The following is a 26,416-nucleotide window of genomic DNA, read 5'->3' on the forward strand; positions in this document are numbered from 1 at the left end:
GCCTCATGCCTTGAGCATCTTCTTGCCGTTCGCCCCGAGCAACGGCAAGTCGCGAATCCGCACACCAGTCGCGTCGTCGATCGCGTTCGCGAGCGCCGCGGCGGCCGGGCCTTGCGCCGCTTCTCCGACACCCAGGAATGGCAAGCCCGGCCGGTCGATCAACAGCACGTCCACGCGTTTGGGTACGGACGAGAAGCGCATGATCGGATAAGTGCTCCAGTCATAGCTCGTGATGCGTTGCGGATCGAATCGAGTTTCTTCATAGAGCGTCCAGCTCATGGTTTGCAAAATGCCGCCTTCGATCTGATTGCGCACGCCGTCCGGATTCACGATCTGTCCGCAATCGACGGCCGCGACGACGCGCTCGATGCTGAGCTCGCCGGTATCGCGCAGCACCGTCACATCCATCGCGACGGCAAGGTAGGCCATCAGGTTCTTGTATTGGGCAAACGCAAAGCCGGTGCCGTGTGAGCGCGGGCTAGCGTCGCCCGTTAGCGCGCTGCGGGCATGCCAGCCGAATTGATCGGCTACCGCGCGAATCACGGCATGGGCGCGCGGATCATCGAGATGTTTGAGGCGAAACGCAACCGGGTCGGCGTGCGCGGCTCGGGCGAGCTCGTCGATGAAGCTCTCGATCGCGAACACGTTCATATGCGCGCCGAGCGAACGCATCGCGGAGACGCGGATCGGCATCGTGGGCACGAAATGATGCTGCACGTGCAGGTTGGGCACGCGGTAAAGCGGAATGCTGTTGCGGTCGCCTCCGCCTTCCGGCATCGGAATCGGCTTCGGCGGCGCGGGGGTGAACGGCTGCGCAAGGAGCTGCGCGGGCAGCAGGCGGCCGGCATTCTCGATGCGGTTGTTATGCGTATTGCTCCATAGCTCGTAACGCCAGTCGGCAATCATGCCTGCCGCATCGAGCGTTGCCTTCGCGTCGACTGTCATGGCCGGGCCGAACGGTTCCCACATGTGTTCCTGTTCGCGCATCAATTGCACGCGCACCGGGCGGCCAGGCAACTCGCGTGCGATGAGGGCGGCGTCGGCCGCGACATCGTCCGCGCCGTTGTGTCCGTAGCAGCCCGAACCTTCCACATGCACGCAGCGCACCTTGCCGGGCGGCATCGCGAGCATTTCGGCGATACCGGCATGCAGCGGATAGACGCCTTGCGTGTGCGTCCAAACGGTCATCACACCGTTGTCGAGTTGCGCGACCGCGCACGATGGCCCAATCGAGCCATGCGTCAGATACGGCCTCGAATAGCGCGCCCGCAGCGTCGCCATCGGTGCGGCCGCGCCGGTCGCCGCGCCGTGATCGGCCACCGCGATTTCCTGTGCGGGCAGACTCATCAGCAACGCGTGGACGTTCGCCGGATCCGGCAGCGGCGGCCCCGAGCGCCACTGCGCGGCGAGCGCAAGCTCACGCATCGCGAGGATCGCGCGCCATTCGTCGTCGGCGGCCACTGCGAGGTAGTTGCCGTTGCGCACGACCTTGACGACCCCTGGCAGCGCCTCGACGCGCCCGCTATCGAATGCAACGAGGCTCGCGCCATAAGACGGCGGCCGCACGACGCGGGCATGCAGCATGCCGGGCAGCCGCAGGTCCTGGACATAGCTCGCGCCGCCCGTCACCTTGCCCGGGATATCGACGCGCGGCAGCATATGGCCAATCAGCGCGTAGGCCGTTGGCGGCTTTCTCGGCGCGTCGGCCTGGGCGTTCTGATGGAGGTCCGCGTGTTTCACGGCTTCGCCATAGCTCACGCGTCTTCCGTCGGCGGCAATGATGGCGCCGTCGCGTGTTGTCAGGGTCGCCGCGTCAAGGCCCAACTGTGAGGCCGCGCTCGCGACCAGCAGCGCGCGCACCTGAGCCGCGGCGTTGAGGATCGCGGTGCCGCTGTCGGCCATCGTGTGACTGCCGGCGGTGTAGCCTTCGTTCGGCGTTCTGGTGGTGTCGGCGGTGATCAGTTCGATCGCATGAGGCGCGAGGTCCAGCTCTTCCGCGGCGACCTGCAGCAATGCGGTGCGAATGCCCGTGCCAAGCTCCGCTTTGCCCGTGAATACGCTCACGTGGCCGTCGGGGGCGACCTTGATCCACGCATCGAGCAACGGCGTGGTCTTGAGACTGCCCGGCAGCTTCGGGTCGCTCGCGTTGAAGGTGCCCGCTTCGGTGGTGGTTTGCGCGAGCGCGGCCATGGCCGGCGCGATCGCGAAGCTCACCATCAGCGAGCCGCCAACGAGGAAGCGGCGCCGCGCAGCGTCATCCGGGCCGCTGCCGTGGGCGGCGGAGAATGGGCGGCCGTCGCTCACGATTGCGCTCCCTGGCCCGTACGCGGCGAACCGCTCGCGACTTGCCGGATCGCCGCGAGAATGCGCATGTGCGTGCCGCAGCGGCACAGGTTCGGCTGCATGTAGCGGCGGATCTGTTCATCGGTTGGGTGCGGGACCCGGTCCAGCAGCGTTTGCGCTCGCATGATCATGCCGGCGATGCAATAGCCGCATTGCGCGGCCTGCTCGTCGATGAAGGCTTGCTGAAGTGGTCCCGGATGTTGCGCGCTGCCGAGGCCTTCGACGGTTCGCACTGGCCGCTCACCCACGGCCACGACCGGCATCAGGCACGAGAACACCGGTTCGCCGCCGACGCTGACCGTGCATGAGCCGCATTGACCGAGACCGCAGCCGAACTTCGCGCCGTCGAGTTGCAATTCGTTGCGCAGCACGTAGAGCAGCGGCGTGGACGGATCGACATCGACCGCATGACTGACGCCGTTGACGTTGAGTGTGATCATCGTGGCAAGCCGTCCTTGCGAAATTGCGCGACTGCGCGGGCGTCGAGCGTGGGCCACGCGTCGCGTGCGGTGAAGCGTTCGCGCGTGTAGTTGGCGAGCTCCGCTATCTGCTCATCCGTGAAGGTGTTGGCAAATGATGGCATGAAGGGCGCGCTATCGCTTTCGTGCCAGTCGATGCCATCGAGGATGAAACGGACCATGTTGCGAGGGCTGTCGGCGTTGACGGCCGTGGAAAGAGACAGGGACGGTAGAGCGCCCCCGTTCGACATCGGCGCGCCTTCGGCATGGCACGATGCGCAGGCCGCGGCGAACAGATTCGCGCCGCCGCCGGGCGCGGGGGACACGGGCATGGAGGTAGCGGAGGGGGAGGCGACCGGATGCTCCGGCACGCCTCGCCCATCGGATGGCAACGCCAGCAGATACGCGGCTATCGCCTCTACGTCGGAGGCGGATGCGTCGGCGAGCGTGCGCGTGACGGGGCGCATCGGACCGGCTGCCGCGCCATGGGCGCTGGCGAGGCCCGTGCGCAGATACCCGACGAGTTGTGCCTGCGTCCAGGGCGTCGGGCGTGAAGCGAGGTCCGTCAGCGCGGGCGCGTCCCATCCGTCGATCGTGCCGCCTTGCAGCGCATGGTCGCGACGCTCTGCGCCGAGGTGGTCGAGCGGCGTGTGGCATGCACCGCAATGACCGAGGCTTTCGACCAGGTAACGCCCGCGTGCGAGGTCCGGCGCTTCGCTCGGCGACGGTGCGGCTTCGCTACCGGTATGCAGGTAAAAAAGATTCCACACGGCTATGAGGGGCCTGAAGCCGAGCGGGAAGATCAGCTCGTTATGCGGCGCAGGCGCTTTGACGGGAGCACGGCTCATCAGCCATGCATACAGCGAGCCGATATCGGCATCGCTCAGGTGCGTGAAGTGCGGATACGGGAACGCGGGGTAGAGCAGATGTCCGTCGCTGGACACGCCGCGCCGCATCGCACGTTCGAACGCGTCGAGCGTCCAGCCTCCGATGCCGGTTTCGTTGTCCGGGGTGATGTTGGTCGAGTAAACGATGCCAAAAGGAGTTTTCAGCGGCAGTCCGCCCGCGAGGGGCTGGCCGTCCGTCGCGGTGTGGCACGTGACGCAATTGCCAATGGCCGCGAGCTTCGCGCCGCGCGCCGCGGCCGCCGTATCGCTGTCGGCCGCGATGGGCGTGGTGACGTCGCCGGGCGCGGGCTCCCGCGCATGCGCAGTGGGGCCGTACGCGGCCATGAGGGCGACCAGAACAACGGCCACGCCCGCACTTGCCACCCGTCCTTTCATCTGGCCTCCATCGCCGAACCGTCCGCGCATCGTCGTTGCGGAATGCATCGCGCGTCTGCGAGTCACGCAAGCGGCGTTCCCGACAGCGGCGGGTCGCGATAGCGGCTTCGTCTAGCCAGCAGCGACCGCGATAGCGATCTGCACGAACAGCACCTTGACGATGGTCATCGACGGAAAAATCATCGCGTACATGACGTCGGGCTGATCCGTCGGCGCGATGCGGTTGGCGAAGGCGAGAATCGCGGGATTGCCGGTCGCGCCGCAGATCACGCCGACCGACGTATCGAAAGACAGTCTGAAGATCCACAGGCAGCACACAGCCGTGACGCCGACGAGCACCAGCAGCGTGATCACGCCATAAAGCAGCAGCAGCGGTCCGGCGGTGCCAACGGTCGCAACGAACTTCGGTCCGCAAGACAGGCCTACCTGGGCGAGAAAAATCGTCAGCCCGATATTGCGCAGCACGAGATTGGCGGAGAGCGGCATCACCCACACGAAAGGTCCGCTGCGGCGCACCTTGCCGAGGCACAGCGCGACCAGTAGCAACGCCGCGAGACCCAGGCTGAACGCGCCGAGACCGGGCGCGCGCAACGGGATCGCGCCGACCAGCAGCCCCGCTGCCGCGCCGATGCCCAGACAGATGAAACTCAGCTCGGCCGTGCCCTTGATCGAATCGCCGAAGAACGCGCGGACCCTCGCGCGATGCGCGTTACTGACGAGCAGGCCGACGCGGTCGCCCGCTTCGAGGATGAGGTCCGGCGTCGACAGCAGATCGGCGTCGCCGCGCCGCACGTGCGCGACCGCGCAGGTCACGCCATCCGGAAAGCGCAAATTGCCGAGCGCCGTGCCGACCACCGACGGACTCGATGCGAACACGCGCAGATAGTCCAGGTCTTCCCGATGACTCGAGATACGCCCGGGCTGCAGCTCGCCGCATAGCGCGGTGGCTTCGTCGAGTGGGCGGCGCTCGGTGGCGGTCGCGAGGAGCACGTCGTCGGCGCGCAGCGTGAAGTCGTCGCTGGGCAGCTGATTGTGATGCGCTCGCCGCACGGCCGCGATCACCACGCCGGCAGGCAAGCGGCTCGAAAGCTCCGCCAGCGTGAGACCGAAGAGACTGGCATTGCGCAGCGCGATTTCAGCGGTCTCCAGCACCTTCGCGGTCGGCTTCGGTATTTTGGCTTTGAGGGCTGCGTTCAGCACATAGAGGAACAGGATCGGCCCGGCCACGCCGAACGGATAGGTGACGCTATAAGCCACGGCGGCGTTGCTGCTTTTCATCGATGCGATGGCAACCTGCAGGCTCGCCGTGCTGGTGCCGCTGCCCGCGAACATGCCGAGCGCATCGGCGAGCGTGATGCCGAAGTGGATCAGGGCGCACGCCACCAGACCCGAAGCGATCACGCCCACACATGCGGCCGCGTTGGCCTTCATGCCGTCCCGGCTGGTGAGTCCGCGAAAGAATTGCGCGCCGTACTGAATGCCGATGCCATACAGAAACAGCAGCAGACCGAGCGTGCCCAGCAACGCTGGCGGCGCGGATTTCGGCGCGAATGCGCCGAGCCCCAATCCGACGAACAGCACGGCCCCCGAGCCCAGAGCCACGCCCTTGATAGTGATTTCTCCGACCAGGTAGCCGAGCGCAATGGTCAGAAAAAGCGCGAGCAGCGGCTGAGTTTCGAGGAAAGTTCTGACTGCTTCCATGCCGTCCCCCATGTACGCGTCGCTCCTATCGCATTGCGCCTGCGAGGTTGCCCGAGCCGAGACCTACGATCAGATCGACTGCACCGTTCTTCAACGCTTGCGTGGCGAGCACGCCCGCCGCTTTCAAGCCGGCCGCGTCGATGCGCGACGCATCCGATAGCTCGACACGCAACCGCGTGGCCGCCAGCGCATCGAGCTTCACAATGTTGGCCGCGCCGCCCAGCGCCGCACGAATCTTTTCCGCGCGCTCCGTTTCCTGCGGCGAGTGTTGCGCCGAGGCGGCCACGGCCGCTGGAGCCGCGGCAGTCGCCGCTGCCGCGCCTTGCGCATCGGCCGCGCCTTCCGCTGGCAGATCCGCTTCGGCGCCCGCTGTCTTCAGATAGTCCTGCATGTCGGTTTTCATGTTCTCCGACAACGGCCCGAAGATCGCCTGCACGCCGTTGCCCACGCGCACCACACCCGCCGCACCGAGCGCTTTGAGCTTGTGTTCGTCGACGCGCGCCGGGTCCTTCACGGAGATGCGCAGCCGCGTGATGCAAGCGTCGAGACTGGTGATATTGGAGCGGCCGCCAAAGGCGAGCACGAGTTCGCGCGAGCGTCCGCCCGTGCCGCTCGCGGCGACAGCCACGGTATCTGCCGTATCGTCCTCGCGGCCAGGTGTCTTGAGGTTGAAGCGCGTGATGACGAAGCGGAACACGCCGTAATAGATCACCGCGTAAATTGGACCGAGAATGAAAACGTACCAGGCGTGCGTGGCCTTCCCGCCGATCAGGTTGAACATCAGAAAATCGATGCCGCCTTGCGAGAACGTGAAGCCCATGCGCATGCCCAGGGTGTTCGCCACGAACTGTGCCGACGCCGCGAGGCATGCGTGAATCAGGTACAGCACCGGCGCGACGAACAGGAACGCGAATTCGATCGGCTCGGTGATGCCGGTGAGGAAAGAAGTCAGCGCGGCCGAAACCATCATGCCGCCAACAGCGACCTTCTTCTCCGGCTTCGCGCAATGCCAGATCGCGATCGCGGCGGCCGGCAGGCCGAACATCTTGAACAGGAACGCGCCCGCAAGAATCCCGGCGGTGGGATCGCCCGCGAAATAGCGGGTGATGTCGCCGTGAACCTCCTTGCCGGTGGTCGGGTCGACGAAGCTGCCCATTTCGAAGAAGAATGGCACGTTCCAGATGTGATGCAGACCGAATGGAATCAGCAGACGTTCGACGAAACCGTAGACCGTCGCGGCGGTGCGCGGGTCAGAAACCGCTGCCCAGTGTGAAAAGGCTTTGATTGCGCTGCCTATTGGCGGCCACACGAAGGACAGGATCGCGCCGAGCACGATCGAGCCGATCGCGGTCACGATGGGCACGAAGCGCTTGCCGGCGAAGAAGCCGAGATACGGCGGCAACGTGATCCGGTAGTAGCGGTTGAACATCCAGGCCGCAAGACCACCGGCGAGGATGCCGCCGAACACGCCGGTCTGGATCGACGGTATGCCCATGATCGTGTCGGTTTCGATGCCCTCTATCTTCGCGATCACACCCAACGTGGCCGTCATCACCAGATACCCGATCGTTGCGGCGATGCCCGACACGCCATCGTTCTCGGTGAAGCCGAGCGCGACGCCGATCGCGAAGATTAGCGGCAGGTTCGCGAAGATCACGTCGCCCGCGTTCTTCATCAGCGCGAGCACGACGGTCGGCACGTAGCCGTGGAAGTCGGTGGCGCCGAGACCGAGCAGCAGGCCGGCCACCGGCAGCACGGCGACGGGCAGCATCAGCGATTTGCCGATCTTCTGCAAGACTCCAAACGCATGCGAGAACATGGCTGATCTCCTGTTGATCGGCTCAGTCGGCAAAGCGCGACAGATGCGCGCGGACTTCCGCGGCGGTGCCCAGACGCAGCACCTCGGCGGCGAGTTTCTTTGCTTCGTCGGTCGTGATGCGTGCAAGCTGGGCCTTGATCGAACCCACTGCCGGAATGCTCACCGATAGCTCGTCGATGCCAAGTCCGACGAGCACCGGCACCGCCATCGCATCCGACGCGATGCCGCCGCAAATGCCGACCCATTTGCCGTGCTGATGCGCACCGTCGACCGTCATGCCGATCAGACGCAACACCGCCGGGTGCAGTGCGTCGGCCTGCTTCGCGAGTTGCGGATGGCCCCGGTCCATCGCGAGCGTGTATTGCGTGAGGTCGTTCGTGCCGATCGAGAAGAAGTCGACTTCGCGTGCGAGCGGCTCGGCGATCAGCGCGGCCGCCGGGACTTCGATCATGACGCCCACTTTCACGCTCGCCGCGCGATCGCCGGCTTCTTCGAGCAGGATCTTGCGCGCCGCACGCACTTCCTCAACCGTCGTGATCATCGGGAACATCACGTGCAGATTGCCGAGCGGCGCCGCGCGCAGAATCGCGCGCAGTTGGGTGCGGAAGATGTCGGGACGCTCGAGGCTCACGCGCACACCGCGCAGGCCGAGAAACGGATTGTCTTCCTTCGGCAGCGGCATATACGACAGCGGTTTGTCGCCGCCGACGTCGAGCGTGCGGACCACGAGCGTGCGCTCGCGGCCGAGCGCTTCCGCGACCGCGCAATATTCGGTGGCCTGTTCGTCTTCGGTTGGCGCGGTGTCGCGCGCGTCGAACAGGAACTCGGAGCGCAACAGTCCCACGCCTTCCGCACCGCCAGCTACCGCGTCGCGCGCTTCCTGCGCATTGCGGATGTTCGCGACGACTTCGACGCGGTGGCCATCCGCCGTCATTGCGAGTTTGGTTGCCGCGAGCTTTTCGTCTTCGCGCTTGGCGGCCTGACGCCTGATGCGTTCGCGCGCCTTCTCCAGTTCCTCGGCGCTCGGATTGCGCCGCAAGCTGCCGCGCGAACCGTCGAGCACGACGGGCGTGCCGTCGGCGAGTTGCAGTGCGCGCGCGTCGATACCGCAAATCGCCGGGATGCCGAGCGAGCGCGCGAGGATCGCGACGTGACTCGTCGCGCCGCCGGTCGTCGTGCAAAAGCCGAGCACCTTGCTGCGATCGAGCGACGTGGTGTCGGACGGCGAGAGTTCCTCGGCGATCAGGATCGACTCTTCCGGCACGTCGATCTGCGCCTGCTTCACGCCGGCGAGCAGCGCGAGCACACGGCGGCCGACGTCGCGGATATCGCCGGCGCGTTCGCGCAGCAGCGGATTGTCGAGCTTTTCCAGCATGCTTGCCTGGTTCTGGAACGCTTCGCGCCATGCGAACCCCGCGCCTTTTCCCGTGCTGATGCTGCTGATGGCGGCATCGTTCAGGTCGGGATCGTCCAGCAGTTCGAGATGCGCGTCGAGAATCTGCGCTTTCGACGGATCGGTGAGCGTCGCCTTGAGCCCCTCGATCTGCTGACGTGCCTGATGCTGCGCCGCTTCGAGTTGCGCCCGTTCGCGTTGCGGCGATTCGCCCGCTTCGTTCACCTCGATCACTTGCTGGCGGAACTGCACGATTTTGCCGACCGAAAGCCCAGGCGAAGCGGAGACGCCGATGAATTCGTTGGCGTCGGCGGGGGCCGCCTCGGTCGGTGCCGGCACTGGCGCAGCCGGTGCGGTCGGCGCGGCCGCCGCGGGTGCGGGCGCGTCGCCGGGCTTTTCGCCCGATCCCTCGGCAAGCAGTCGCGCGACGGCGCTGGCCGCCTCCGCCGCGTCGGGACCGCGGGCCTCGACGCGCAGCTTGTCGCCGAACTTCGTTGCGAGCCCCATGAGCGCGACGACGGACTTGGCATTTACGCTGGCGTCGCCGCGCAGCAGTCGGATCTCGGACTTGAATTTCTTCGCCTCGACCGCGACGACTGCCGCGGGCCGCGCATGCAGGCCCGCCGGATTCGGCAGCGTGATCTCGCCGGAGAGGGTCGCGCCGGTGGCGCTGGCCGTATCCTTGTTCTCGATGCTGCCGACCAGTTCGACGTACAGCGCGACGTCGGCCCCGGCGACGACGAGCCCTTTCGCGGGAACGTAGCGCGTGACGAGATCGCCGTTGGCGATGACCATTTGCGTGAGCAGACTGGTTGCTCTTGCGCCGACCACGATCGGGTCGAAGCGGATCAGCGGCGTGCCCGCCGCGACGATGTCGCCTTCCTGGACCAACGGCATGAAGCCCTCGCCGCGCAGCAACACGGTGTCGAGCCCGATATGCAGCAGCACTTGCAGACCGTTGTCGCCGGTGATCGTTGTCGCGTGGCAAGAGCTATGGAGTTGTGTGACCTTGCCGGCAAGCGGCGATAGCAGTTCATCCGAGGTCGGATCGATCGATATGCCATCGCCGACCATCTTCTGCGCGAAGACCGGATCGGGCACGCTGTCGAGAGGAACCAGTACGCCCGACAGTGGCGCCATCAACTCGATGCGCTGGGGACGCTGAGGAGCTTTCATCGCCAAGACTCCTTGTACATTGACGCTCGCCTGCGGTGGTTCGACTCGAGCCGCGTGAGCGCGACATTGATACGTGCGGTCGGCACCATTGCCGGTTACGCCGCTTACCCACTTGAGCGGCGCACGTTGCAAAAGCTCGGTGACAGAAGCTCGAAAAATCCAACAAGGTCGCGCACGTCGCCCGTATGCGCAAACTGCTGCTTACCCCTCGATGCGATTGTTCTCACCGGAAAGCCTCGGCAGTCTGATTTCGTTTGTGTGTGACCTGTCGGCTTTCAGGAGGGTTGCCGCGCTGTTTGCGTATGTCGGCCGCCTCGCGCCAGTGGGCGACCGCACGCACCGTGGTTCCGGAAAAAGGACCCGGAAAGCGCTCTGAAAGAGAGCATATGTTACTGAGCGCAGATTGCAAGACGAGACGATTTCCGAAATGGATCTCCTGTGTTTTCCGAATTTGCGGCGGGACACGGGCGCTGCAATTTATTGATTGGGTGTGGCGCAGTTTTACTTCGGTGTTTTATACGCTTAGCGAAGCAGGGCGTCTGCTTCGTCTGCAACCGCATTCACCGTGTCGAACTCGATAAGCAATTCCGCGCCCAATGAGGCGCTGACGGATGCAATCGGCATATCGGGGCGGTTTTCTTTCCCGAAATACGATTTTTCGAGCGCATCGAGCGCGTGTTGATAATCCGGGGACTGGAAATCCGTCAGTGTCTTTACTTCATAAATGATGTTCTGAATGAGGAAATCGTTTGCAAGGCAGCGCGTTGCGCCGTTGAATCGAACGCGAACGCGGTCTTTCCTGTTGTCGAACATCAGGGCAAGCTCAACGATGCCTGCCTCACGGTCCGTTGAGATGCCCATCAAATACCGATACCGCGTTGGCAGCCCGATGCAAGCGCTGCGGCGCGACTTACGAGATCTTGTAACTTCGTGGAAGACTGTCAACGAAACGCGTCACGCCGCTGATGACGAACGCTTTCCTGCTGGCGCATATGAAAGAGGCTACGCGGTCGTTTCGACCGTTAGCGGATATCGCCGCCCGCGCATTGTTCAGCCACACCTTCTAGTCTTTTCATCGGACGACTCTTTTTCCAACGTGAGACCCCGCCTAAAGTGTCAGGCTTCAATCTGGCATCAGGGTCATCATGCAAATCGATACACCTACGACTTCTGCGTCCCTGCAAGGGAATTCAACGTCCGCAGGTCAATGGCTATCCGTCATCGCCGTTGCGGTAAGCGCGTTCGCGTTCGTCACGGCCGAGTTTTTGCCCGTCGGTCTGTTGCCACAGATCGCACACGACCTCGGCGTGTCGACTGGTGTCGCTGGTCTGATGGTCACCACGCCCGGCGTAATGGCCGCAATACTGGCGCCGACGCTGATCGTCAGCGCGGGCCGCATGGACCGCCGGTACGTTTTCCTGCTCCTCACCGCGGTACTGTTGATCGCGAACGTCGTGTGCGCGATCGCACCGAACCTCGCGATCATGCTGGTAGGACGAGCTCTGCTCGGCGGCGCGCTGGGTGGCTTCTGGACTCTGGCGACGGCGGCGGCTCCTCGACTCGTGCAAGCAAAGGATGCCGCCAAAGCAACCGCGACCATTCTGACCGGCGTGACCTGCGCAACCGTGATCGGCGTGCCGCTCGGGACGTTCATCGCGTCGTTTGCATCGTGGCGGATGGCGTTCGCCGCGACCGCGGGGCTCGTGTCGCTCGCGTTGCTGGCGCAGGCGTTCCTCGTGCCTTCGTTGCCGTCGGCATCGGCGTTGCGGATCGCCGATTTCAAAACGCTGCTTCGCCGGCCGCATACGAGGTTGAGCATGGTGATGGTCGCGCTCGTCTTCGGCGCGCATTTCTCGACCTACACGTACATCGCTCCGCTGCTCGAACACGACTTCTCGTTGAGCGCCATCACGCTGTTGCTGTTCGGATTCGGTCTGATCGGTTTCTTCTCGAATGCGTTGGCGTCGATGGTGATTTCGGACCATCTGAAGAAATCCGTCGCCGCAATGGTTCTGCTGCTATTGGGCGCGATGTCGTCGATGTTGCTGCTCGAGCATTCGTCGATCGGCGAGACTGCGGGGATGCTGCTGTGGGGAATCGCGTTCGGAGCGCTGCCGCTTTGCTTTAGCGTATGGATTCAGCGCAGCACGACGGACCTGCCCGAAGCGGGGTCGGCTATGTTCGTGAGCATCATCCAGGTGGCGATTGCGGCGGGCTCGGCAGTGGGAGGCACTATTGTCGACCGGGCGGGAATTCACGCCGACTTCACGTTGGGACTTGGACTCGCGCTACTCGGTCTCGTCACACTGCAACGGCTTGCCGTGCTGGAGCGACCGGCCGCTGCGTCTTCTCTTGAGTGCGCGTGCGATGCGTCGGTTGACTGACGCAACGGAACAGATACGGCGCGAGGCTCGCCAGGCGAGCGACGACTCCGTCACCCAGCCGTCTTCACGATTCTGGGTTGAAACGGCGCGTTGAGCTGCACGTCGCCAGCGGCCTCGTTGCGGGCAGCGCTCGTCGACAGATAGCGCAAACAGCACACGCGCAGAAACGACGCGAAATTCAACGGCTCTTCGCCGCGCAATGCGATCAGTTCGTCGTGAAGCTTCACGACGAACTGGGTCGTCGTCACGTCCTCGCGGCTGGCGATTTCCTGGAGCACGTCCCAGAAGAGATTTTCGAGCCTCACGGTGGTCACGACGCCGTGAATGCGTAGCGCGCGCGTACGCGACTCGTAGTGGATCGGATCAGCGTTGACATAGACGTTGCACATACGGTCAGCCTTTCTCGCAAGTGATGACGTCGCAGGACGCGAAGCGCGCGGCGCGGTCGCTCATGCCGTCGTGATCGAGCGTAACACGGCTGCTCGCCCGCGATGCCGCGCTTCGGTCCTGCGCTCCTTCAATGCGCGATGCGCGTGCCGAGCAGCGCAAGGAATTGCGCGATCCAGTTCACGTGCGAAGTCCATGCGGGCGCGGTGACGAAGTTCTCGTCGGTGATCGCGTCGGGCCAGTCGAGCGCCACGTACTCCGCGCCCGCCAGCTTCACCTCGGGCGCGCAGGCCGGATACGCGGAGATGCGCCGGCCTTCGATCACGCCCGCCGCAGCCAGCAGTTGCGCGCCGTGGCAGACCGCGGCGATCGGTTTCTTCGCTTCGGCGAATTGGCGCACCCAGCCGATCACCTTGTCGTTGAGCCGCAGATACTCGGGGGCGCGGCCGCCGGGCACGAGCAGCGCGTCATATTGCGCGGGGTCGACCGATGAGAAATCGGTGTTCAGCGTGAAGTTATGTCCGCGCTTTTCGGTGTACGTCTGATCGCCTTCGAAGTCGTGGATCGCGGTGCGAATCGCGTCGCCTGCGCGCTTGTCGGGCGCAACGACGTCCACCTTATGACCGACTGCCCCCAGTGCCTGAAACGGCACCATCAGCTCATAGTCTTCGACGAAATCACCGGCGATGATAAGAATGCGCTTCGACATGCTTCGTGTCCTCTCGAATCGGGTTGGGAAAGGCGAGGCGGACGCGCTATCGCGGTATGCGCAAAGCGGCCGTTGACAAGCAATATAGCGATCGACGCAGTGGGCGGGGTAATAAGCGGCTAAATGCCGACCAGGGATTTCACCGAGCTGAACGCACTTCAGCCCTCAGGCGAAAGAAAAAGAGTCGCGCTCGATTCGAGCGCGACTCTTTCGTCATTGGAAAGGTCTGCTCAACCACGCAGATTCGACACACATCGCTGCAGCACCTTGCGCAGCGTTTCGACCGGGATTTCCGTGACTCCGTCCAGCATGGACGCTTCGAGCGTGTCGATCGCCGCATCGCATTCCTTCAGTACCCGGCGACCTTCGTCGGTCAGAAACAGATGAATCAGCCGGCCGTGCGTAGGATGTCCAGCGCGTCCGACCCAACCGTTGGCCTCCATGGTCTTGACAACTTCGTTGGCCGACTGCGGCGTGATGAACGAGCGTTCGGCGAGTTTTGCGTTGGTCATCGCGCCGCTGGCGCTGATCACGGAGAGCGCGGTGAATTGAGGCAAGGTCAGCCCGAATTCACCCAGCACATCGATCAAACTGCGTTTGAGCAGGCGGTCCAGTTGGCCGACCACGTAGGAAACGCGGGCTGGTGGGGCACCGGTTTTCGTTGAACCGGCCTGTTTGGCAAGGGGCGTTCGCCGCTTCTCCATTGTCTTGATCATTATCACGTTGCCTTAGGTGTTTCTACCAGGCATATCATATTCTACTTTCAATATCAGGCATCCTGAGACTAGACTCATCGTCAATTCCGGGGGTGCTATGGAAGGGGTTCTGATAAGTGACGCAAAGATCATTGTCGGAAATCTTCTCCTTCCCATGGCCGCTTCGTCGAACGGCGAAGCGTAGCTTGCCACCGGTAATTCAATCAAAGGTCAAGGAGACTTCATGTCAAGTGTTGCTAATCGGTCCAGTGCCGTGGGCTCCAGTACTGCACTAACGTTGGCATTGTGCTTTCTCGTCGCGGTGCTGGAGGGTATCGACCTACAGTCCACCGGCGTTGCGGCGCCTCGGATGGCGCACGAGTTCGGCTTGTCGGTCGGCCAGTTGGGGCTCGCTTTCAGCGCCGGGATGTTGGGGCTTTTGCCGGGCGCGATGATCGGCGGCAGACTCGCCGACAGAATCGGCCGCAAGCGCGTTCTAATGATCTCGATGGCGGTATTCGGCATCTTCTCGATCGCGACCGCGCAGGTCTGGAGCTTCGAAAGTCTGCTGATTGCTCGCCTGCTGACGGGTATCGGGCTCGGCGGCGCGATGCCGAACCTGATCGCGTTGTCTTCCGAGGCGGTCGATCCGCGTCACCGCAACACGGCGGTCAGCGTCATGTATTGCGGCATGCCGGTCGGCGGCGCGCTTGCGGCATTGATCGCCGTGCTGAGCGCGGGTGCTACTGCGTGGCGCCATATCTTCTACGTGGGCGGAGTCGGACCGCTGATCATCATTCCGCTGCTGATCGCGTTGCTGCCTGAGTCGCGCGAATTCGCCGCCGAGTCGCGGGAATCGACCAAAGCGGACAAACCGCTGCTCTCGACGCGCGCAGTCCTGTTCGGCGAGGGGCGCGCCGCGGCGACGATCGGTATCTGGATCAGCTTCTTCTGCACGCTGATCGTTCTTTACTTCCTGCTGAACTGGTTGCCTTCGTTGACCGTCGGGCGCGGCATGAGTCGTTCGCAGGCTGGGATCGCGCAGATCTTTTTCAACGTCGGCAGCGTGATCGGCGTGCTCGGCATCGGTGTGCTGATGGACCGGTTCAGACAAGGCCTGTCAGTCACGGCAGTCTATGCGTGCATCGTCGGTGCATTGATCGCGCTTTCGCAGGTCGCCAGCATCGAGACGTTATCCGTTGCCGTGCTGTTTGCCGGCATGGGCGTCGTCGGCGCGCAGTCGATGCTGTATGCGCTGTCCGCCGCGAGCTATCCGACGAGTGTGCGGGGTACGGGCGTCGGCGCCGCGGTGGCGGTGGGACGCGTCGGTTCGATCGTCGGCCCCGCTGCCGCAGGGCAATTGCTGTCGATGGGAAAGAGCTCGGCCCTCGTTATCGGCGCGAGCGTGCCGGTGACCATCATCGCGGCGATTACGGCATTGCTCGTCATTCGCTCCAACACCGCGAAACGCTAAGTATTCGTTGATGGACCGAGATGGCCCGGCGCTTTCGCGCCGGGCCATTTTTCATGCGTCATTCGCGATTCGTCATGCGTCGGCCCGCAAGCCGAGCAAGCTGACCGCATTCTCTTTCAGAACGAGCGGCTTCACTTCGGGCTTGATGTCAAGCGTGTCGAAGTCCGCCAGCCAGCGGTCGGGGCGGATCAGCGGGAAGTCGGACGCGAACAGCACCTTGTTGCGCAACAGCGTATTCGCATACTTGACCAGCTCGGGCGAAAAGTACTTCGGCGACCAGCCCGACAGATCGATATACACGTTCGGCTTATGCAGCGCGATCGACAGCGCCTGCTCCTGCCACGGCCAGGACGGATGCGCGATCACGATCTTCATGTCGGGAAAGTCGGCGGCGACATCGTCGAGGTAGATCGGCTCCGAATACTTGAGACGCAAGCCGCCACCGCCGCGCATGCCAGAGCCCATGCCCGAATGTCCGCTGTGAAAAACCGCCGGCAGCCCGTACTCGGCGATCACTTCGTATAGCGGGTACGCCATGCGGTCGTTGGCGAAAAAGCCCTGCATCGTAGGGTGAAACTTGAAACCGCGCACGCCGTGCTCGTCGATGAGCCGCCGTGCTTCTCGCGCGCCGAACTTGCCTTTATGCGGATCGATGCTGGCGAACGCGATCATGATGTCGGTGTTGTTCTGCGCGAACTCCGCGACCTCTTCGTTCGAAATGCGACGGCGCCCGATGTTCGATTCGCAGTCGACGGTAAACATCACGAAGCCGATCTTGCGCTCCCGATAGTGCTCGATCGTTTCGGGAATGGTCGGGCGGCGCCCTTGTTTGAGCACGGTGCCGAAGTACTTGTCGGCGGCTTCGTCGAATTCTTTTGCAAACAGGTCTGGCGGTTGGCAGCACGACACCTCGGCATGCACGTGAGTGTCGATGGCCTTCAGTTGATCGATGTTCAATGGCGTCTCCTATGTGTAATCAAGGCTGATGCGTCAGGCTGCGCGAAGATTGCGCACGCACGTCAACAGCAGGTGTTTCAGCATCTGTGAACCGTGTTCATCGATTTCGCCTAGCATCGATTGCTCGATCCTGTCGGCGGCACCGTCGCACTGAGCCAGCAATATTTCGCCGGCCCGCGTCAGCGACAGCAGCCCGACGCGACGGTTGAACGGATCGGCGACACGCGTGACCAATCCGTTCGCTTCCATCGATTTGACGACCGCGCTGGCCGCTTGCGGCGTGATCAACGAGCGCTGCGCGAGCTGCGCGTTCGATGAACGCGCGCGCGCCCGCAGCACCGACAGCGCCGTGTATTGCGGCAACGTCAGACCATGCGACGCAAGCGCTTCGGAAAGCTGCCGCGTGAGGATCTTGTCGAGCTGCCCGGCCAGGTAGGTCAGACGCACCGGAGCGGCAGCATGTATTCGATCGCGCACGCTGCGCCGCGCCGTGGCGCCTCGCGTGATTTCGGACGCTGACGGCTTTCTCTTGATCGTCGGCATAGGCGGTTAGGGGTTTTTACCAAGACCTCTACATTGTACTTTACTTATCAGGTCGCCTGATATTAAATTGCACTCAGGCCGCGAGGGCGGCATTGATACGGAGATGCAGATGAGTTACGAAGGACGCTGGAAAACGGTCAAGGTCGCGGTGGAAGGCGGAATCGCCTGGGTCACGTTCAATCGTCCGGAAAAGCGCAACGCGATGAGCCCGACGCTGAACAAGGAAATGATCGACGTTCTCGAAACGCTCGAACTCGACGCCGAAGCCCAGGTTCTCGTGCTGACGGGCGAAGGCAGCGCGTGGACGGCCGGCATGGACCTGAAGGAATATTTCCGCGAAGTGGACGCGGGTCCGGACGTGCTGCAGGAGCGGATTCGCCGCGACGCGAGCCGCTGGCAATGGCAATTGCTGCGCATGTACTCGAAGCCGACCATCGCGATGGTCAACGGCTGGTGCTTCGGCGGCGGTTTCTCGCCGCTGGTCGCCTGCGATCTGGCGATCGCCGCGGACGAAGCCGTGTTCGGCCTGTCCGAAATCAACTGGGGCATTCCGCCGGGCAACCTCGTGAGCAAGGCGATGGCCGATACTGTCGGGCATCGTGAAGCGCTGTACTACATCATGACGGGTGACACCTTCACGGGTCCGCAAGCCGCGAAGATGGGTCTCGTCAACAAGAGCGTGCCGCTCGCGCAACTGCGTGACGAAACGATCGCGCTCGCGGCGAAACTGCTGAACAAGAACCCGGTCGTGCTGCGCAACGCCAAGCATGGCTTCAAGCGCTCGCGCGAACTCACGTGGGAGCAGAACGAAGACTACCTGTACGCGAAGCTCGACCAGGCGAATTATCGCGATCCGGAAGGCGGCCGCGAACAGGGCCTGAAGCAGTTCCTCGACGACAAGAGCATCAAGCCGGGCTTGCAGAGCTACAAGCGCTAAGCGGCGCACTTCAGCGCTACGACTGAGGAGACGAACATATGCATCAAACGAACCTGTTGATTGGCGGCGCGAAACGTGCCGCGTCGAACGGCAAGACTTTCGAGCGTATCAATCCCGCGACGGGCGCAGTGGCCACCCGCGCCGCGGCGGCCACCGTCGAGGACGCCGATGCGGCCGTCGCCGCCGCGGCGCGCGCGTTCCCGGCATGGGCGGCGCTCACGCCTACGGAGCGGCGCAAACGCCTGCTCGCCGCCGCCGACCGCATGGACGCGCGCACACCCGAGTTCATCGCGATCGGCGCGGCCGAAACGGGTGCGATGGCGAACTGGTACGGCTTTAACGTGATGCTCGCGGCCAACATGCTGCGCGAAGCCGCGGCGATGACGACGCAGATCGACGGCGCGGTGATTCCTTCGGACGTGCCGGGCAGCCTCGCGATGGCCGTGCGTCAGCCGTGCGGCGTCGTGCTCGGCATGGCGCCGTGGAACGCGCCCGTGATTCTCGCGACGCGTGCACTCGCGATGCCGCTCGCGTGTGGCAATACGGTCGTGCTGAAGGCGTCGGAAGGCTGTCCCGGCGTGCATGCGCTGATCGGCGAAGTGCTGAACGACGCGGGTCTCGGCGAAGGCGTCGTCAACGTGCTCACGCATGCGCCGGAAGATGCACCCGTGATCGTCGAGCGACTGGTCGCGAATCCCGCCGTGAAGCGCGTGAATTTCACCGGGTCGACGCGAGTCGGGCGCATCGTCGCGGAGCTGTCGGCGCGCCATCTGAAACCCGCGCTGCTCGAACTGGGCGGCAAGGCGCCGGTGCTCGTGCTAGACGACGCGGACCTCGACGCTGCCGTCGAGGGTATCGCGTTCGGCGCGTTCTTCAATCAAGGGCAGATCTGCATGTCGACGGAACGCGTGATCGTCGATCGCAAGGTTGCCGATGCGTTCGTCGAGAAGCTCGTCGCGAAAGCGCGCACGCTGAAGGCAGGCGATCCGACCCAACCGGGCTCGATTCTCGGCACGCTGGAGAGCGAAGCGGCCGCGCGGCGCATTCGCGCGCTCGTCGAAGATGCCCGCGAAAAGGGCGCGAAGCTGCCGCTCGGTTGCGAGGTGAACGGCGCGATCATGCAGCCGGTGATCGTCGAGAACGTTACTCGCGAGATGAAGCTCTATGCCGACGAATCGTTCGGCCCGGTGGTGACGGTGCAGCGCGTGGACGGCGACGAAGAGGCGCTGACGGTCGCCAACGACAGCGAGTACGGCTTGTCGGCGGCCGTGTTCAGCCGCGATATCGGACGCGCGATGAACGTCGCGAAACGCATCGAATCGGGCATCTGCCACATCAACGGCCCGACCGTGCACGACGAGGCGCAGATGCCGTTCGGCGGCGTGAAGGCAAGCGGTTATGGGCGCTTCGGCAGCAAGGCGTCGATCCCGGAGTTCACCGAGTTGCGCTGGATCACGGTGCAGACGAGCCCGCGTCACTATCCGATCTAGGCGTCGGATCACGGCCGCAATGCCCTGCGGATAGGAAAAGCGATACAACCAACATGGGACCAGAGTAAGCGTTAAAGCGCTAACTCTGGTCGACCGCGATAGATCGCATGGGACCAGAGTAAGCGCTAAAGCGCTAACTCTGGTCGACCGCGATAGATCGCATGGGACCAGAGTAAGCGCTAAAGCGCTAACTCTGGTCGACATAGGAGACAGGTTTTGGAATCGGAGCACAGCCACGCAAGCTCTCTGGCGACCGGCTACCGGAGCGTCGCCATCGGAGCGCCTTCCTCGCGGATCGAGAAACGCGGCGACTGCTGGTACCTCGAGTCACTTGAACCTCTGGGCCCGTTTCCGGAGCGTTTTACCGACCGCTTGCTGAGCGGCGCACGCGCGCATCCCGACCGGCTGCTCGTCGCACGACGCGATGCCAATGGCGCGTGGCAAGGCATCACCTATGCGCAAATGCTCGAGCGCGCGCGTGCGATCGGGCAGGCGCTGCTCGACCGCGATCTCAGCGCGGACCGCCCGTTGGTGATTCTGTCGGGCAACAGCGTCGAACATATGCAGCTCGCACTCGGCGCGATGTGGGCGGGCATCGCTTATGCACCGGTGTCGCCGGCCTATTCGCTGATGTCGGGCGATTACGGAAAGCTGCGTCATGTCCTCGAACTGCTCAAACCGGGTCTGGTGTACGCGGACGATATCGGCGCATATACGACGGCGCTCGATGCCGCGCTGGGTAGCGAAGTCGAACGTGTCAGCGCGGCGCCTGCGCCAAACGCGACGCGCTTCGACGCATTGCTCGACACGGTCCCGCGCGACGTCGACGCGGCCAATGCGCGCGTGAATGGCGACACGATTGCGAAGTTCCTGTTCACGTCCGGCTCGACGAACCTGCCGAAAGCCGTGCCGACCACGCATCGTATGCTGGGCGCAAACCAGCAGATGTTGCTCGAAACCTTTCCGCAGTTCGGCATCGAGCCGCCGGTCCTCGTCGACTGGCTGCCGTGGAATCACACGTTCGGCGGCAGCCACAACGTCGGCATCGTTCTGTACAACGGGGGCACCCTCTATATCGACGACGGCAAACCCGTGGCCGGCAAGTTTGACGAGACGCTGCGCAATCTGCGTGAGATCGCGCCGACCATCTACTTCAACGTGCCGAAGGGTTGGGAAGAACTGACCATCGCGCTGGAAAAGGATGCGGTGCTGCGCGAGCGGTTTTTCTCGCGCGTGAAGATGTATTTCTTCGCGGGCGCCGGTCTGTCGCAGGCGGCGTGGGAGCGTCTCGAGCGCGTGACGCTCGAACATTGCGGAGAACGCATCCGCATCATGGCCGGGCTCGGCATGACCGAGACCGCGCCGTCGTGTCTGTTCACGACGGGACCGATATCGTGCGCCGGCTATATCGGCTTGCCGCCGCCGGGGTGCCAGGCCAAGATCGCGCCCGTCGATGGCAAGTTCGAAGCGCGCTTTCGCGGCCCTCACGTGATGAGCGGTTACTGGCGCGCATCGCCGGCGTTGCAAAGCAGCGTGTTCGATGACGAAGGCTACTACCGTACCGGCGACGCCGTGCGTTTCGTCGACCCGCAACGTCCCGAACTGGGCCTGATGTTCGATGGCCGCATCGCGGAAGACTTCAAGCTGGCCTCGGGAACCTTCGTCAGCGTTGGGCCGATGCGCGCGCGCATCATCAGCGAAGGAGCGCCCTACGTTCAGGATGCCGTCATCACGGGGATGAATCGTGACGAAGTCGGCGTGATGATTTTTCCGCGCCTCGACGCGTGTCGCGCATTGGCGGGTTCGCCCGCGGATGCGAGCGCGGAGGAGGTGCTCAACACGGCCGCCGTGCGCGAATTCTTCAGCGAACTCATTGCGCGGCTGAATCGTAGTGCGACGGGCAGTGCGTCGTTCATTGCCCGCATGCACCTGCTGAGCGTGCCGCCGTCGCTCGACCTCGGCGAGATCACCGACAAAGGCTCGATCAATCAGCGCGCCGTGCTCCAGCACCGCGCGGCGCTCGTCGAAGCCATGCACGAAGCCGACGCAGCCGACGCGACGGTGATCCATGCGCGCAAAGGCAGCTAGTCCGGGGACGGGAAGAGATGACGTTGACTTATCAGGCGCCGCTGCGCGACATGCGCTTCGTAATGGACGAGTGGCTCGATGCCGCGTCCTGGTGGCGAGATGTGCCGGACTGGCAGGATCTCGACTCGCAGACGGCGCAGCAGGTGCTGGAAGAAGCGGCGCGCTTCGTCGAGGAGCGCATCGCACCGCTGAACGCCAGCGCGGATCTTGAAGGATGTCGTTTCGACGCAGGCACGGTCACGATGCCCGCGGGCTTTCGCGAGTCCTACGCGGAGTTCGTCGAAGCGGGTTGGCCGACGCTGTCGCTCGACACCGGGCACGGCGGACAGGGCCTGCCGCAGCTTCTCGACGTCGCACTTCAGGAGATGCTCGCGGGCGCCAATCATGCGTGGCTGATGTCGCCTGGGCTCACGCACGGCGCGACGGCATGCTTGCAGACGCATGGCAGCGAACGCGTGAAAGCGGAATTGCTGCCGAAAGTCGCGAGTGGCGAGTGGCTATCGACGATGTGTCTGACCGAGCCCCAGGCCGGCTGCGATGTCGGCCTGATCCGTTCGCGCGCGGCAGAAGCGCCGGGCACCGACGGATATTTCATCGACGGCAGCAAGATCTTCATCAGCGGCGGCGCGCACGATCTGACGGAGAACATCGTTCATCTGGTGCTCGCCCGTTTGCCCGATGCGCCATCCGGTACCAAAGGGTTGTCGCTGTTCGTCGTGCCGGAATGGCTTGACGACGCCGATGGTGGGCGCTCGCGCAATGGTGTCCATTGCGAAGGCATCGAAAAGAAAATGGGCCTGAAGGGCAGCCCGACTTGCACGATGCGCTTCGAGCGCGCATTCGGCTGGCTCGTCGGTGAGCCGCATCGCGGCCTCGCCTGCCTGTTCGTGATGATGAATGCGGCACGCCTGCAGGTTGCGATGCAAGGCCTCGGGCATGCGCATACCGCATGGCAACGCGCGCATGCTTACGCGCAGGAACGCGCGCAGATGCGCACGGTCAGCGTGCCGCCCGGCGCGAGCGTCGCGGCGGGGCAGGCTGCGCCGATTGCGTTTCATCCGGCCATGCGGCGGATTCTGCTGGAGCTGCGAGCGATCGTCGAAGGCGAGCGCGCGATCGGCTACTGGACCGCGCATTGGCTCGACATCGCCGCGCATCATGCCGATGCGACCGAGCGGGAACGGGCGGCACAGCTCGCATCGCTGCTCACGCCGGTTGCGAAGGCGTTCTTTACGGCCAATGGTTTCGACGCCGCATCGAAGGCCTTGCAGGTGTTCGGCGGCTACGGATACATCCACGAGTACGGCATCGAACAGACGTTGCGCGATAGCCGCGTGTCGATGTTGTACGAAGGCACCAACGAGATTCAGGCGATCGATCTGCTGGTTCGGAAGGTGCTGCCGGACGGGGCGGGGGCCCTCGATGTGCTGCTTCGTCACGTGCGCGCCGAAGCGCGGTTGTGCCAGGAGTCCGATCCGCTGGTTCGTTCCGCGGGCGCGAAGCTCGAAGAGCTCGCGGAGATAGTCGGGAACACGACGCAGGCGATCAAGGCACGCCATGCGCAAGACCCGGAGACGGCCTACCGTGTCGCGGACGACTATCTCGCGATGCTTGGCTGGATGCTGCTGGCGTTCGCGTGGGCGCGCACGCTGCGAATTGCGACGCCGCAATGCGAGGCCGAAGCGTTCTACGTGGAGAAGCGCGACACGGGCCGCTTCTTCTTCGACTACCCGCTCGCGTCCTTCGATTATCGCCGCAGCCTCGTTGAAGCCGGTTGCGAGGCAACGCTGCCCTACGTTTGAGAGTCAGCGGCAGCTCGACAGCTCTGACGATTCGATTCGCCGGCCGACCTCGCAAAGTTCGCCTAAGCTAATGACGTCCATTCAATCATGTACCTGGCGCCGTCACACATGTCGTGCCGCGGCTGCCACGAAAAAGGAGAGTGCGATGACTGAGGCTGTCGGAAACACGGCGAACGCGCGTGTCGCGTGGATTGCCGGAATGGGCGCGAGCGCCGGGCTAGGGGCCGCGCTCGCGCGTCGTTTTGCTCGCGAGGGTCTGCGCGTCGCGGTGACGGGCCGCTCGCGCGATCGGCTCGATACGATCGTCGACGAAATCCGGCGTGCCGGAGGGCAAGCCGATGCGTTGCCCGGCGACGTGACGAGCGAAAGCGAACTCGCCGCCATAGCGCGTCAGCTCGCCGGCCACGGCACGCTGGAAGTCGCGATTTTCAACGCTGCCGGCGCAACGCGTGGACCGACGCTCGAACTGAGCGCCGAGCAGTTCGAGGCGGCATGGCGTGTGATCACCCTTGGTGGTTTTCTGTTCGCGCGAGCGTCGTTGCCGGCGTTACTGGCAGCCGGGCGAGGCTCGCTGCTGTTCACGGGCGCGACCGCGTCGCTGCGCGGGCGGCCGCCGTTCGCCGCATTCGCCTCGGCCAAAGCCGGCTTGCGCTCGCTCACGCAGAGCCTCGCGCGCGAGTTCGGGCCGCGCAATATTCACGTGGCGCACGTGGTGGTGGATGGCGGCATCGACGGCGAACGTCTGCGCACGTCCGCGCCGCAATACGTGGCCGAACGCGGCCCGGACGGCCTGCTGAACCCCGACGACATCGCCGAAGCATACTGGCACCTGCATCGGCAGGGACGCAGCGCGTGGTCGCAGGAAATCGACCTGCGCCCGTTCAACGAGTCGTTCTAGCGAGGTGAGGCGAGCAACATCCGCCTGATCAATACCGCTCGGCCACGTATTTAAACGGATAGTCTGGTTCCTTATAGCCGTCCGGCTTTTGCCGTTTCGGCAGCGTGACCTTCTTGCGGGCAGGCTGCTTATACGGAATCCTCTGCAGCATGTCGCTGATGATGTTCAGCCGCGCGCGCCGCTTGTCGTTCGAGTTCGCCAGGTACCACGAGGCGAAGTCGGTGTCCGACGCCGCGAGCATCTCATCGCGGGCGCGCGAGTAGTCATACCAGCGGCTATAGGATTTCAGGTCCATGTCGGTCAGTTTCCAGAGCTTGCGGCCGTCGTTGATGCGTGCTTCGAGCCGGCGGGTCTGTTCCTCGGGGCTGACCTCCAGCCAGTATTTGAGCAGGATGATCCCGGAATGAACGATCGCCCGCTCGACGAGCGGCACCGCCTTGAAGAAGCCCTGCACGTCATCCTCGGAGCAAAAGCCCATCACGCGCTCCACGCCCGCGCGGTTGTACCAGCTACGGTCGAAGATGACGACCTCGCCCGCGGCCGGCAAGTGCGGCACGTAGCGCTGCATATACATCTGGCTTTTTTCGCGTTCACTCGGCGCCGGAAGCGCGACCACGCGGAACACGCGCGGACTGACGCGCTCGGTCATCGCTTTGATCGTGCCGCCTTTACCCGCGCCGTCACGACCCTCGAAGACGATGCAGATCTTCGCTCCCGTTTGCACGACCCATTCCTGTAGCTTGACGAGCTCGACATGCAGGTCGAACAACGCCTTGCGATACTCCTTGTACGACAGCGACCTGTCTTGCACAGGCTGCCCGTTTTCCGATTTCGTTTTGGCCATTCTTTTCTCCCCAGCGCGGACTGTTCCAGGGTACTGCGCAATGATCCATTCCCAAGGTAGAGCGCGGCGCGCAGCAGGGCCATACGACCTTGGTCCAATATCGTCGGTACAGAGTGCGCTGTATGCTCTGGGCGTTTGTTCGCGCGTGCCCGATCCGACTGTCCTCGCGGTACCTCGTCGATATGCCGGCAAAGCGCGCGGGATAGTTCGACGCCATCGCCACGGGAGGCCTCATGGATGCCGCCGGTCACACGGAACGGGAAAACGTCGGCGATAGAGAGCCGGTCCTCGATGTCGTCGATCGAGTGTGCGAGCTATGTTTCGGCCTCTTCATGGCGCTGACGTTCGTCGGCACCGTCTCGGCCGTCGGCGCGAGTGCGGACGCGGGGCACAAGATGTTCTACACCGCGCTCGGCTGCAATCTTGCGTGGGGTCTCGCGGACGCTGTGATGTACCTCGTGCGTACGCTGGTGTCTCGCGGCAGACGTATGACGGTTGCGCATTCCGTGCGAAGCGAGCCGGATGCGGCCGCGGGAGTTCGGGCGCTTCGCGACGCGATGTCGTCATGGCTCAAGCCGTTGATCGGCGACACGGAGCTGGAGTCGATCCGCAGGCGTGTTGCCGCGCGTCCGGATTTGCCGCAGCGCGCAGTATTCGTGCGCGACGATTTCATCGGCGCCGCGGCTATCTTCGTTCTCGTGGTTGCCGCGACGTTCCCGGTCGCGTTGCCCTTCGTGCTGTTCACGCACGTGCCGACGGCGCTGATCGTCTCCCGCGTATTGACCATCGTGATGTTATTCGGCAGCGGCGTGGCGCTCGGCCATTACGCCGGATTTCGCGGCTGGCACGCCGGCCTTGCGATGGCGGCGGTCGGCGTGCTGCTGACGATGGCGATCATCGCGCTCGGCGGATGATCGGTGAGCTCTGGCTTCGCGTTTCGCTCAGCATCCACATTGCGCTACCTGTAAGACCAAGGTCCGATTCCGCAGCGGTTCCAGCGTGACATCATGTATCTGCAAGCGTTGTAGTCGTCGC

The 26,416-nt window shown here is 64.0% G+C and carries 21 protein-coding genes; 8 read left to right on the forward strand and 13 right to left on the reverse strand.

Translation table 11 applies throughout. The annotated features are described in order from the left end of the window. Window positions 1-3 precede the first annotated feature (3 nt). The 7 genes from QFZ94_RS11020 to QFZ94_RS11050 form a co-directional block, all read right to left on the reverse strand. A complete protein-coding gene (locus tag QFZ94_RS11020; RefSeq protein ID WP_429456824.1) occupies window positions 4-2,304 on the reverse strand; it encodes a molybdopterin cofactor-binding domain-containing protein in 2,301 nt (766 codons plus the stop codon). Next, complete coding sequence (locus tag QFZ94_RS11025; protein WP_368582023.1) at window positions 2,301-2,783, reverse strand: (2Fe-2S)-binding protein; 483 nt, start codon at window positions 2,781-2,783, stop codon at window positions 2,301-2,303. Before QFZ94_RS11025 ends, QFZ94_RS11020 begins: the two co-directional genes overlap by 4 nt. Further along, on the reverse strand, window positions 2,780-4,084 hold the full coding sequence (locus QFZ94_RS11030) for a c-type cytochrome (protein ID WP_429456826.1): 1,305 nt from the start codon (window positions 4,082-4,084) through the stop codon (window positions 2,780-2,782). Before QFZ94_RS11030 ends, QFZ94_RS11025 begins: the two co-directional genes overlap by 4 nt. Before the next feature lie 111 nt (window positions 4,085-4,195). Beyond that, complete coding sequence (locus QFZ94_RS11035) at window positions 4,196-5,785, reverse strand: aspartate:alanine exchanger family transporter (RefSeq protein WP_410850396.1); 1,590 nt, start codon at window positions 5,783-5,785, stop codon at window positions 4,196-4,198. Window positions 5,786-5,810: 25 nt separating this feature from the next. After that, window positions 5,811-7,604 carry a PTS glucose transporter subunit IIBC gene (gene ptsG / locus QFZ94_RS11040; RefSeq protein ID WP_368582020.1) on the reverse strand — a complete coding sequence of 598 codons (1,794 nt, stop codon included), beginning with the start codon at window positions 7,602-7,604 and terminating at the stop codon, window positions 5,811-5,813. Window positions 7,605-7,626: 22 nt separating this feature from the next. Continuing rightward, on the reverse strand, window positions 7,627-10,173 hold the full coding sequence (ptsP, locus tag QFZ94_RS11045; protein WP_429456829.1) for a phosphoenolpyruvate--protein phosphotransferase: 2,547 nt from the start codon (window positions 10,171-10,173) through the stop codon (window positions 7,627-7,629). 522 nt (window positions 10,174-10,695) lie between these two features. Beyond that, on the reverse strand, window positions 10,696-11,034 hold the full coding sequence (locus QFZ94_RS11050) for a hypothetical protein (protein WP_429456831.1): 339 nt from the start codon (window positions 11,032-11,034) through the stop codon (window positions 10,696-10,698). Window positions 11,035-11,318: 284 nt separating this feature from the next. Here QFZ94_RS11050 and QFZ94_RS11055 point away from each other — a divergent pair, with 284 nt between their 5' ends. Next, window positions 11,319-12,557, forward strand: a complete 1,239-nt coding sequence (locus tag QFZ94_RS11055; protein ID WP_429456833.1) for an MFS transporter — start codon at window positions 11,319-11,321, stop codon at window positions 12,555-12,557. A gap of 50 nt (window positions 12,558-12,607) precedes the next feature. Here QFZ94_RS11055 and QFZ94_RS11060 read toward each other — a convergent pair whose 3' ends face one another. From QFZ94_RS11060 to QFZ94_RS11070, 3 genes are all read right to left on the reverse strand, one after another. After that, complete coding sequence (locus QFZ94_RS11060) at window positions 12,608-12,946, reverse strand: ribbon-helix-helix domain-containing protein (protein ID WP_368582015.1); 339 nt, start codon at window positions 12,944-12,946, stop codon at window positions 12,608-12,610. Between the two features lie 128 nt (window positions 12,947-13,074). Then, window positions 13,075-13,653 carry a DJ-1/PfpI family protein gene (locus QFZ94_RS11065; RefSeq protein WP_429456835.1) on the reverse strand — a complete coding sequence of 193 codons (579 nt, stop codon included), beginning with the start codon at window positions 13,651-13,653 and terminating at the stop codon, window positions 13,075-13,077. A gap of 230 nt (window positions 13,654-13,883) precedes the next feature. Continuing rightward, window positions 13,884-14,357 (reverse strand): MarR family winged helix-turn-helix transcriptional regulator, encoded by a 474-nt coding sequence (locus QFZ94_RS11070; RefSeq protein WP_429456837.1) that lies wholly within the window; start codon window positions 14,355-14,357, stop codon window positions 13,884-13,886. Between the two features lie 235 nt (window positions 14,358-14,592). Here QFZ94_RS11070 and mhpT point away from each other — a divergent pair, with 235 nt between their 5' ends. Next, entirely contained in the window at window positions 14,593-15,822 is a 1,230-nt protein-coding gene (mhpT, locus tag QFZ94_RS11075; protein WP_368582013.1) for a 3-(3-hydroxy-phenyl)propionate transporter MhpT, read from the forward strand. A gap of 72 nt (window positions 15,823-15,894) precedes the next feature. Here mhpT and QFZ94_RS11080 read toward each other — a convergent pair whose 3' ends face one another. After that, a complete protein-coding gene (locus QFZ94_RS11080) occupies window positions 15,895-16,779 on the reverse strand; it encodes an amidohydrolase family protein (RefSeq protein ID WP_429456840.1) in 885 nt (294 codons plus the stop codon). A gap of 33 nt (window positions 16,780-16,812) precedes the next feature. Then, window positions 16,813-17,256, reverse strand: a complete 444-nt coding sequence (locus tag QFZ94_RS11085) for a MarR family winged helix-turn-helix transcriptional regulator (protein ID WP_429456842.1) — start codon at window positions 17,254-17,256, stop codon at window positions 16,813-16,815. A 175-nt stretch (window positions 17,257-17,431) separates the two neighbouring features. On the opposite strand from QFZ94_RS11085, the gene QFZ94_RS11090 reads away from it, so the two are divergent. The 5 genes from QFZ94_RS11090 to QFZ94_RS11110 all read left to right on the forward strand — a co-directional run bounded on the left by QFZ94_RS11090 (window position 17,432) and on the right by QFZ94_RS11110 (window position 24,537). Beyond that, on the forward strand, window positions 17,432-18,259 hold the full coding sequence (locus QFZ94_RS11090) for a p-hydroxycinnamoyl CoA hydratase/lyase (RefSeq protein ID WP_368582010.1): 828 nt from the start codon (window positions 17,432-17,434) through the stop codon (window positions 18,257-18,259). Between the two features lie 38 nt (window positions 18,260-18,297). Then, window positions 18,298-19,749: an aldehyde dehydrogenase gene (locus QFZ94_RS11095; RefSeq protein ID WP_429456844.1), complete on the forward strand. Its 1,452-nt coding sequence runs from the start codon at window positions 18,298-18,300 to the stop codon at window positions 19,747-19,749. Window positions 19,750-19,965: 216 nt separating this feature from the next. Beyond that, window positions 19,966-21,837, forward strand: coding sequence for a feruloyl-CoA synthase (locus tag QFZ94_RS11100; protein ID WP_429456846.1), 1,872 nt, complete (start codon window positions 19,966-19,968; stop codon window positions 21,835-21,837). 17 nt (window positions 21,838-21,854) lie between these two features. Then, on the forward strand, window positions 21,855-23,639 hold the full coding sequence (locus QFZ94_RS11105; protein ID WP_429456848.1) for an acyl-CoA dehydrogenase family protein: 1,785 nt from the start codon (window positions 21,855-21,857) through the stop codon (window positions 23,637-23,639). A 145-nt stretch (window positions 23,640-23,784) separates the two neighbouring features. Further along, window positions 23,785-24,537 carry an SDR family NAD(P)-dependent oxidoreductase gene (locus QFZ94_RS11110; RefSeq protein WP_429456850.1) on the forward strand — a complete coding sequence of 251 codons (753 nt, stop codon included), beginning with the start codon at window positions 23,785-23,787 and terminating at the stop codon, window positions 24,535-24,537. Window positions 24,538-24,565: 28 nt separating this feature from the next. Here the strand turns inward: QFZ94_RS11110 and ppk2 are convergent, their stop codons facing one another. After that, a complete protein-coding gene (ppk2, locus tag QFZ94_RS11115) occupies window positions 24,566-25,381 on the reverse strand; it encodes a polyphosphate kinase 2 (RefSeq protein ID WP_368582005.1) in 816 nt (271 codons plus the stop codon). 233 nt (window positions 25,382-25,614) lie between these two features. Here ppk2 and QFZ94_RS11120 point away from each other — a divergent pair, with 233 nt between their 5' ends. Further along, entirely contained in the window at window positions 25,615-26,295 is a 681-nt protein-coding gene (locus QFZ94_RS11120; protein ID WP_368582004.1) for a hypothetical protein, read from the forward strand. Window positions 26,296-26,416 lie beyond the last annotated feature (121 nt).

This window comes from Paraburkholderia sp. JPY465, from assembly GCF_050436725.1.
Lineage (GTDB): Bacteria > Pseudomonadota > Gammaproteobacteria > Burkholderiales > Burkholderiaceae > Paraburkholderia > Paraburkholderia youngii.

What these genes read in the sequence shown, in the direction of transcription:
- QFZ94_RS11025 (WP_368582023.1), bottom strand. Translation starts at nt 2,783, where the DNA reads ATGATCACACTCAACGTCAACGGCGTCAGTCATGCGGTCGATGTCGAT.
- QFZ94_RS11090 (WP_368582010.1), top strand. Translation starts at nt 17,432, where the DNA reads ATGAGTTACGAAGGACGCTGGAAAACGGTCAAGGTCGCGGTGGAAGGC.
- ptsP (WP_429456829.1), bottom strand. Translation starts at nt 10,173, where the DNA reads ATGAAAGCTCCTCAGCGTCCCCAGCGCATCGAGTTGATGGCGCCACTG.
- QFZ94_RS11105 (WP_429456848.1), top strand. Translation starts at nt 21,855, where the DNA reads ATGACGTTGACTTATCAGGCGCCGCTGCGCGACATGCGCTTCGTAATG.
- ptsG (WP_368582020.1), bottom strand. Translation starts at nt 7,604, where the DNA reads ATGTTCTCGCATGCGTTTGGAGTCTTGCAGAAGATCGGCAAATCGCTG.
- QFZ94_RS11065 (WP_429456835.1), bottom strand. Translation starts at nt 13,653, where the DNA reads ATGTCGAAGCGCATTCTTATCATCGCCGGTGATTTCGTCGAAGACTAT.
- QFZ94_RS11055 (WP_429456833.1), top strand. Translation starts at nt 11,319, where the DNA reads ATGCAAATCGATACACCTACGACTTCTGCGTCCCTGCAAGGGAATTCA.
- QFZ94_RS11095 (WP_429456844.1), top strand. Translation starts at nt 18,298, where the DNA reads ATGCATCAAACGAACCTGTTGATTGGCGGCGCGAAACGTGCCGCGTCG.
- QFZ94_RS11050 (WP_429456831.1), bottom strand. Translation starts at nt 11,034, where the DNA reads ATGGGCATCTCAACGGACCGTGAGGCAGGCATCGTTGAGCTTGCCCTG.
- QFZ94_RS11035 (WP_410850396.1), bottom strand. Translation starts at nt 5,785, where the DNA reads ATGGAAGCAGTCAGAACTTTCCTCGAAACTCAGCCGCTGCTCGCGCTT.
- mhpT (WP_368582013.1), top strand. Translation starts at nt 14,593, where the DNA reads ATGTCAAGTGTTGCTAATCGGTCCAGTGCCGTGGGCTCCAGTACTGCA.
- QFZ94_RS11120 (WP_368582004.1), top strand. Translation starts at nt 25,615, where the DNA reads ATGGATGCCGCCGGTCACACGGAACGGGAAAACGTCGGCGATAGAGAG.
- ppk2 (WP_368582005.1), bottom strand. Translation starts at nt 25,381, where the DNA reads ATGGCCAAAACGAAATCGGAAAACGGGCAGCCTGTGCAAGACAGGTCG.
- QFZ94_RS11070 (WP_429456837.1), bottom strand. Translation starts at nt 14,357, where the DNA reads ATGGAGAAGCGGCGAACGCCCCTTGCCAAACAGGCCGGTTCAACGAAA.
- QFZ94_RS11060 (WP_368582015.1), bottom strand. Translation starts at nt 12,946, where the DNA reads ATGTGCAACGTCTATGTCAACGCTGATCCGATCCACTACGAGTCGCGT.
- QFZ94_RS11110 (WP_429456850.1), top strand. Translation starts at nt 23,785, where the DNA reads ATGACTGAGGCTGTCGGAAACACGGCGAACGCGCGTGTCGCGTGGATT.
- QFZ94_RS11030 (WP_429456826.1), bottom strand. Translation starts at nt 4,084, where the DNA reads ATGAAAGGACGGGTGGCAAGTGCGGGCGTGGCCGTTGTTCTGGTCGCC.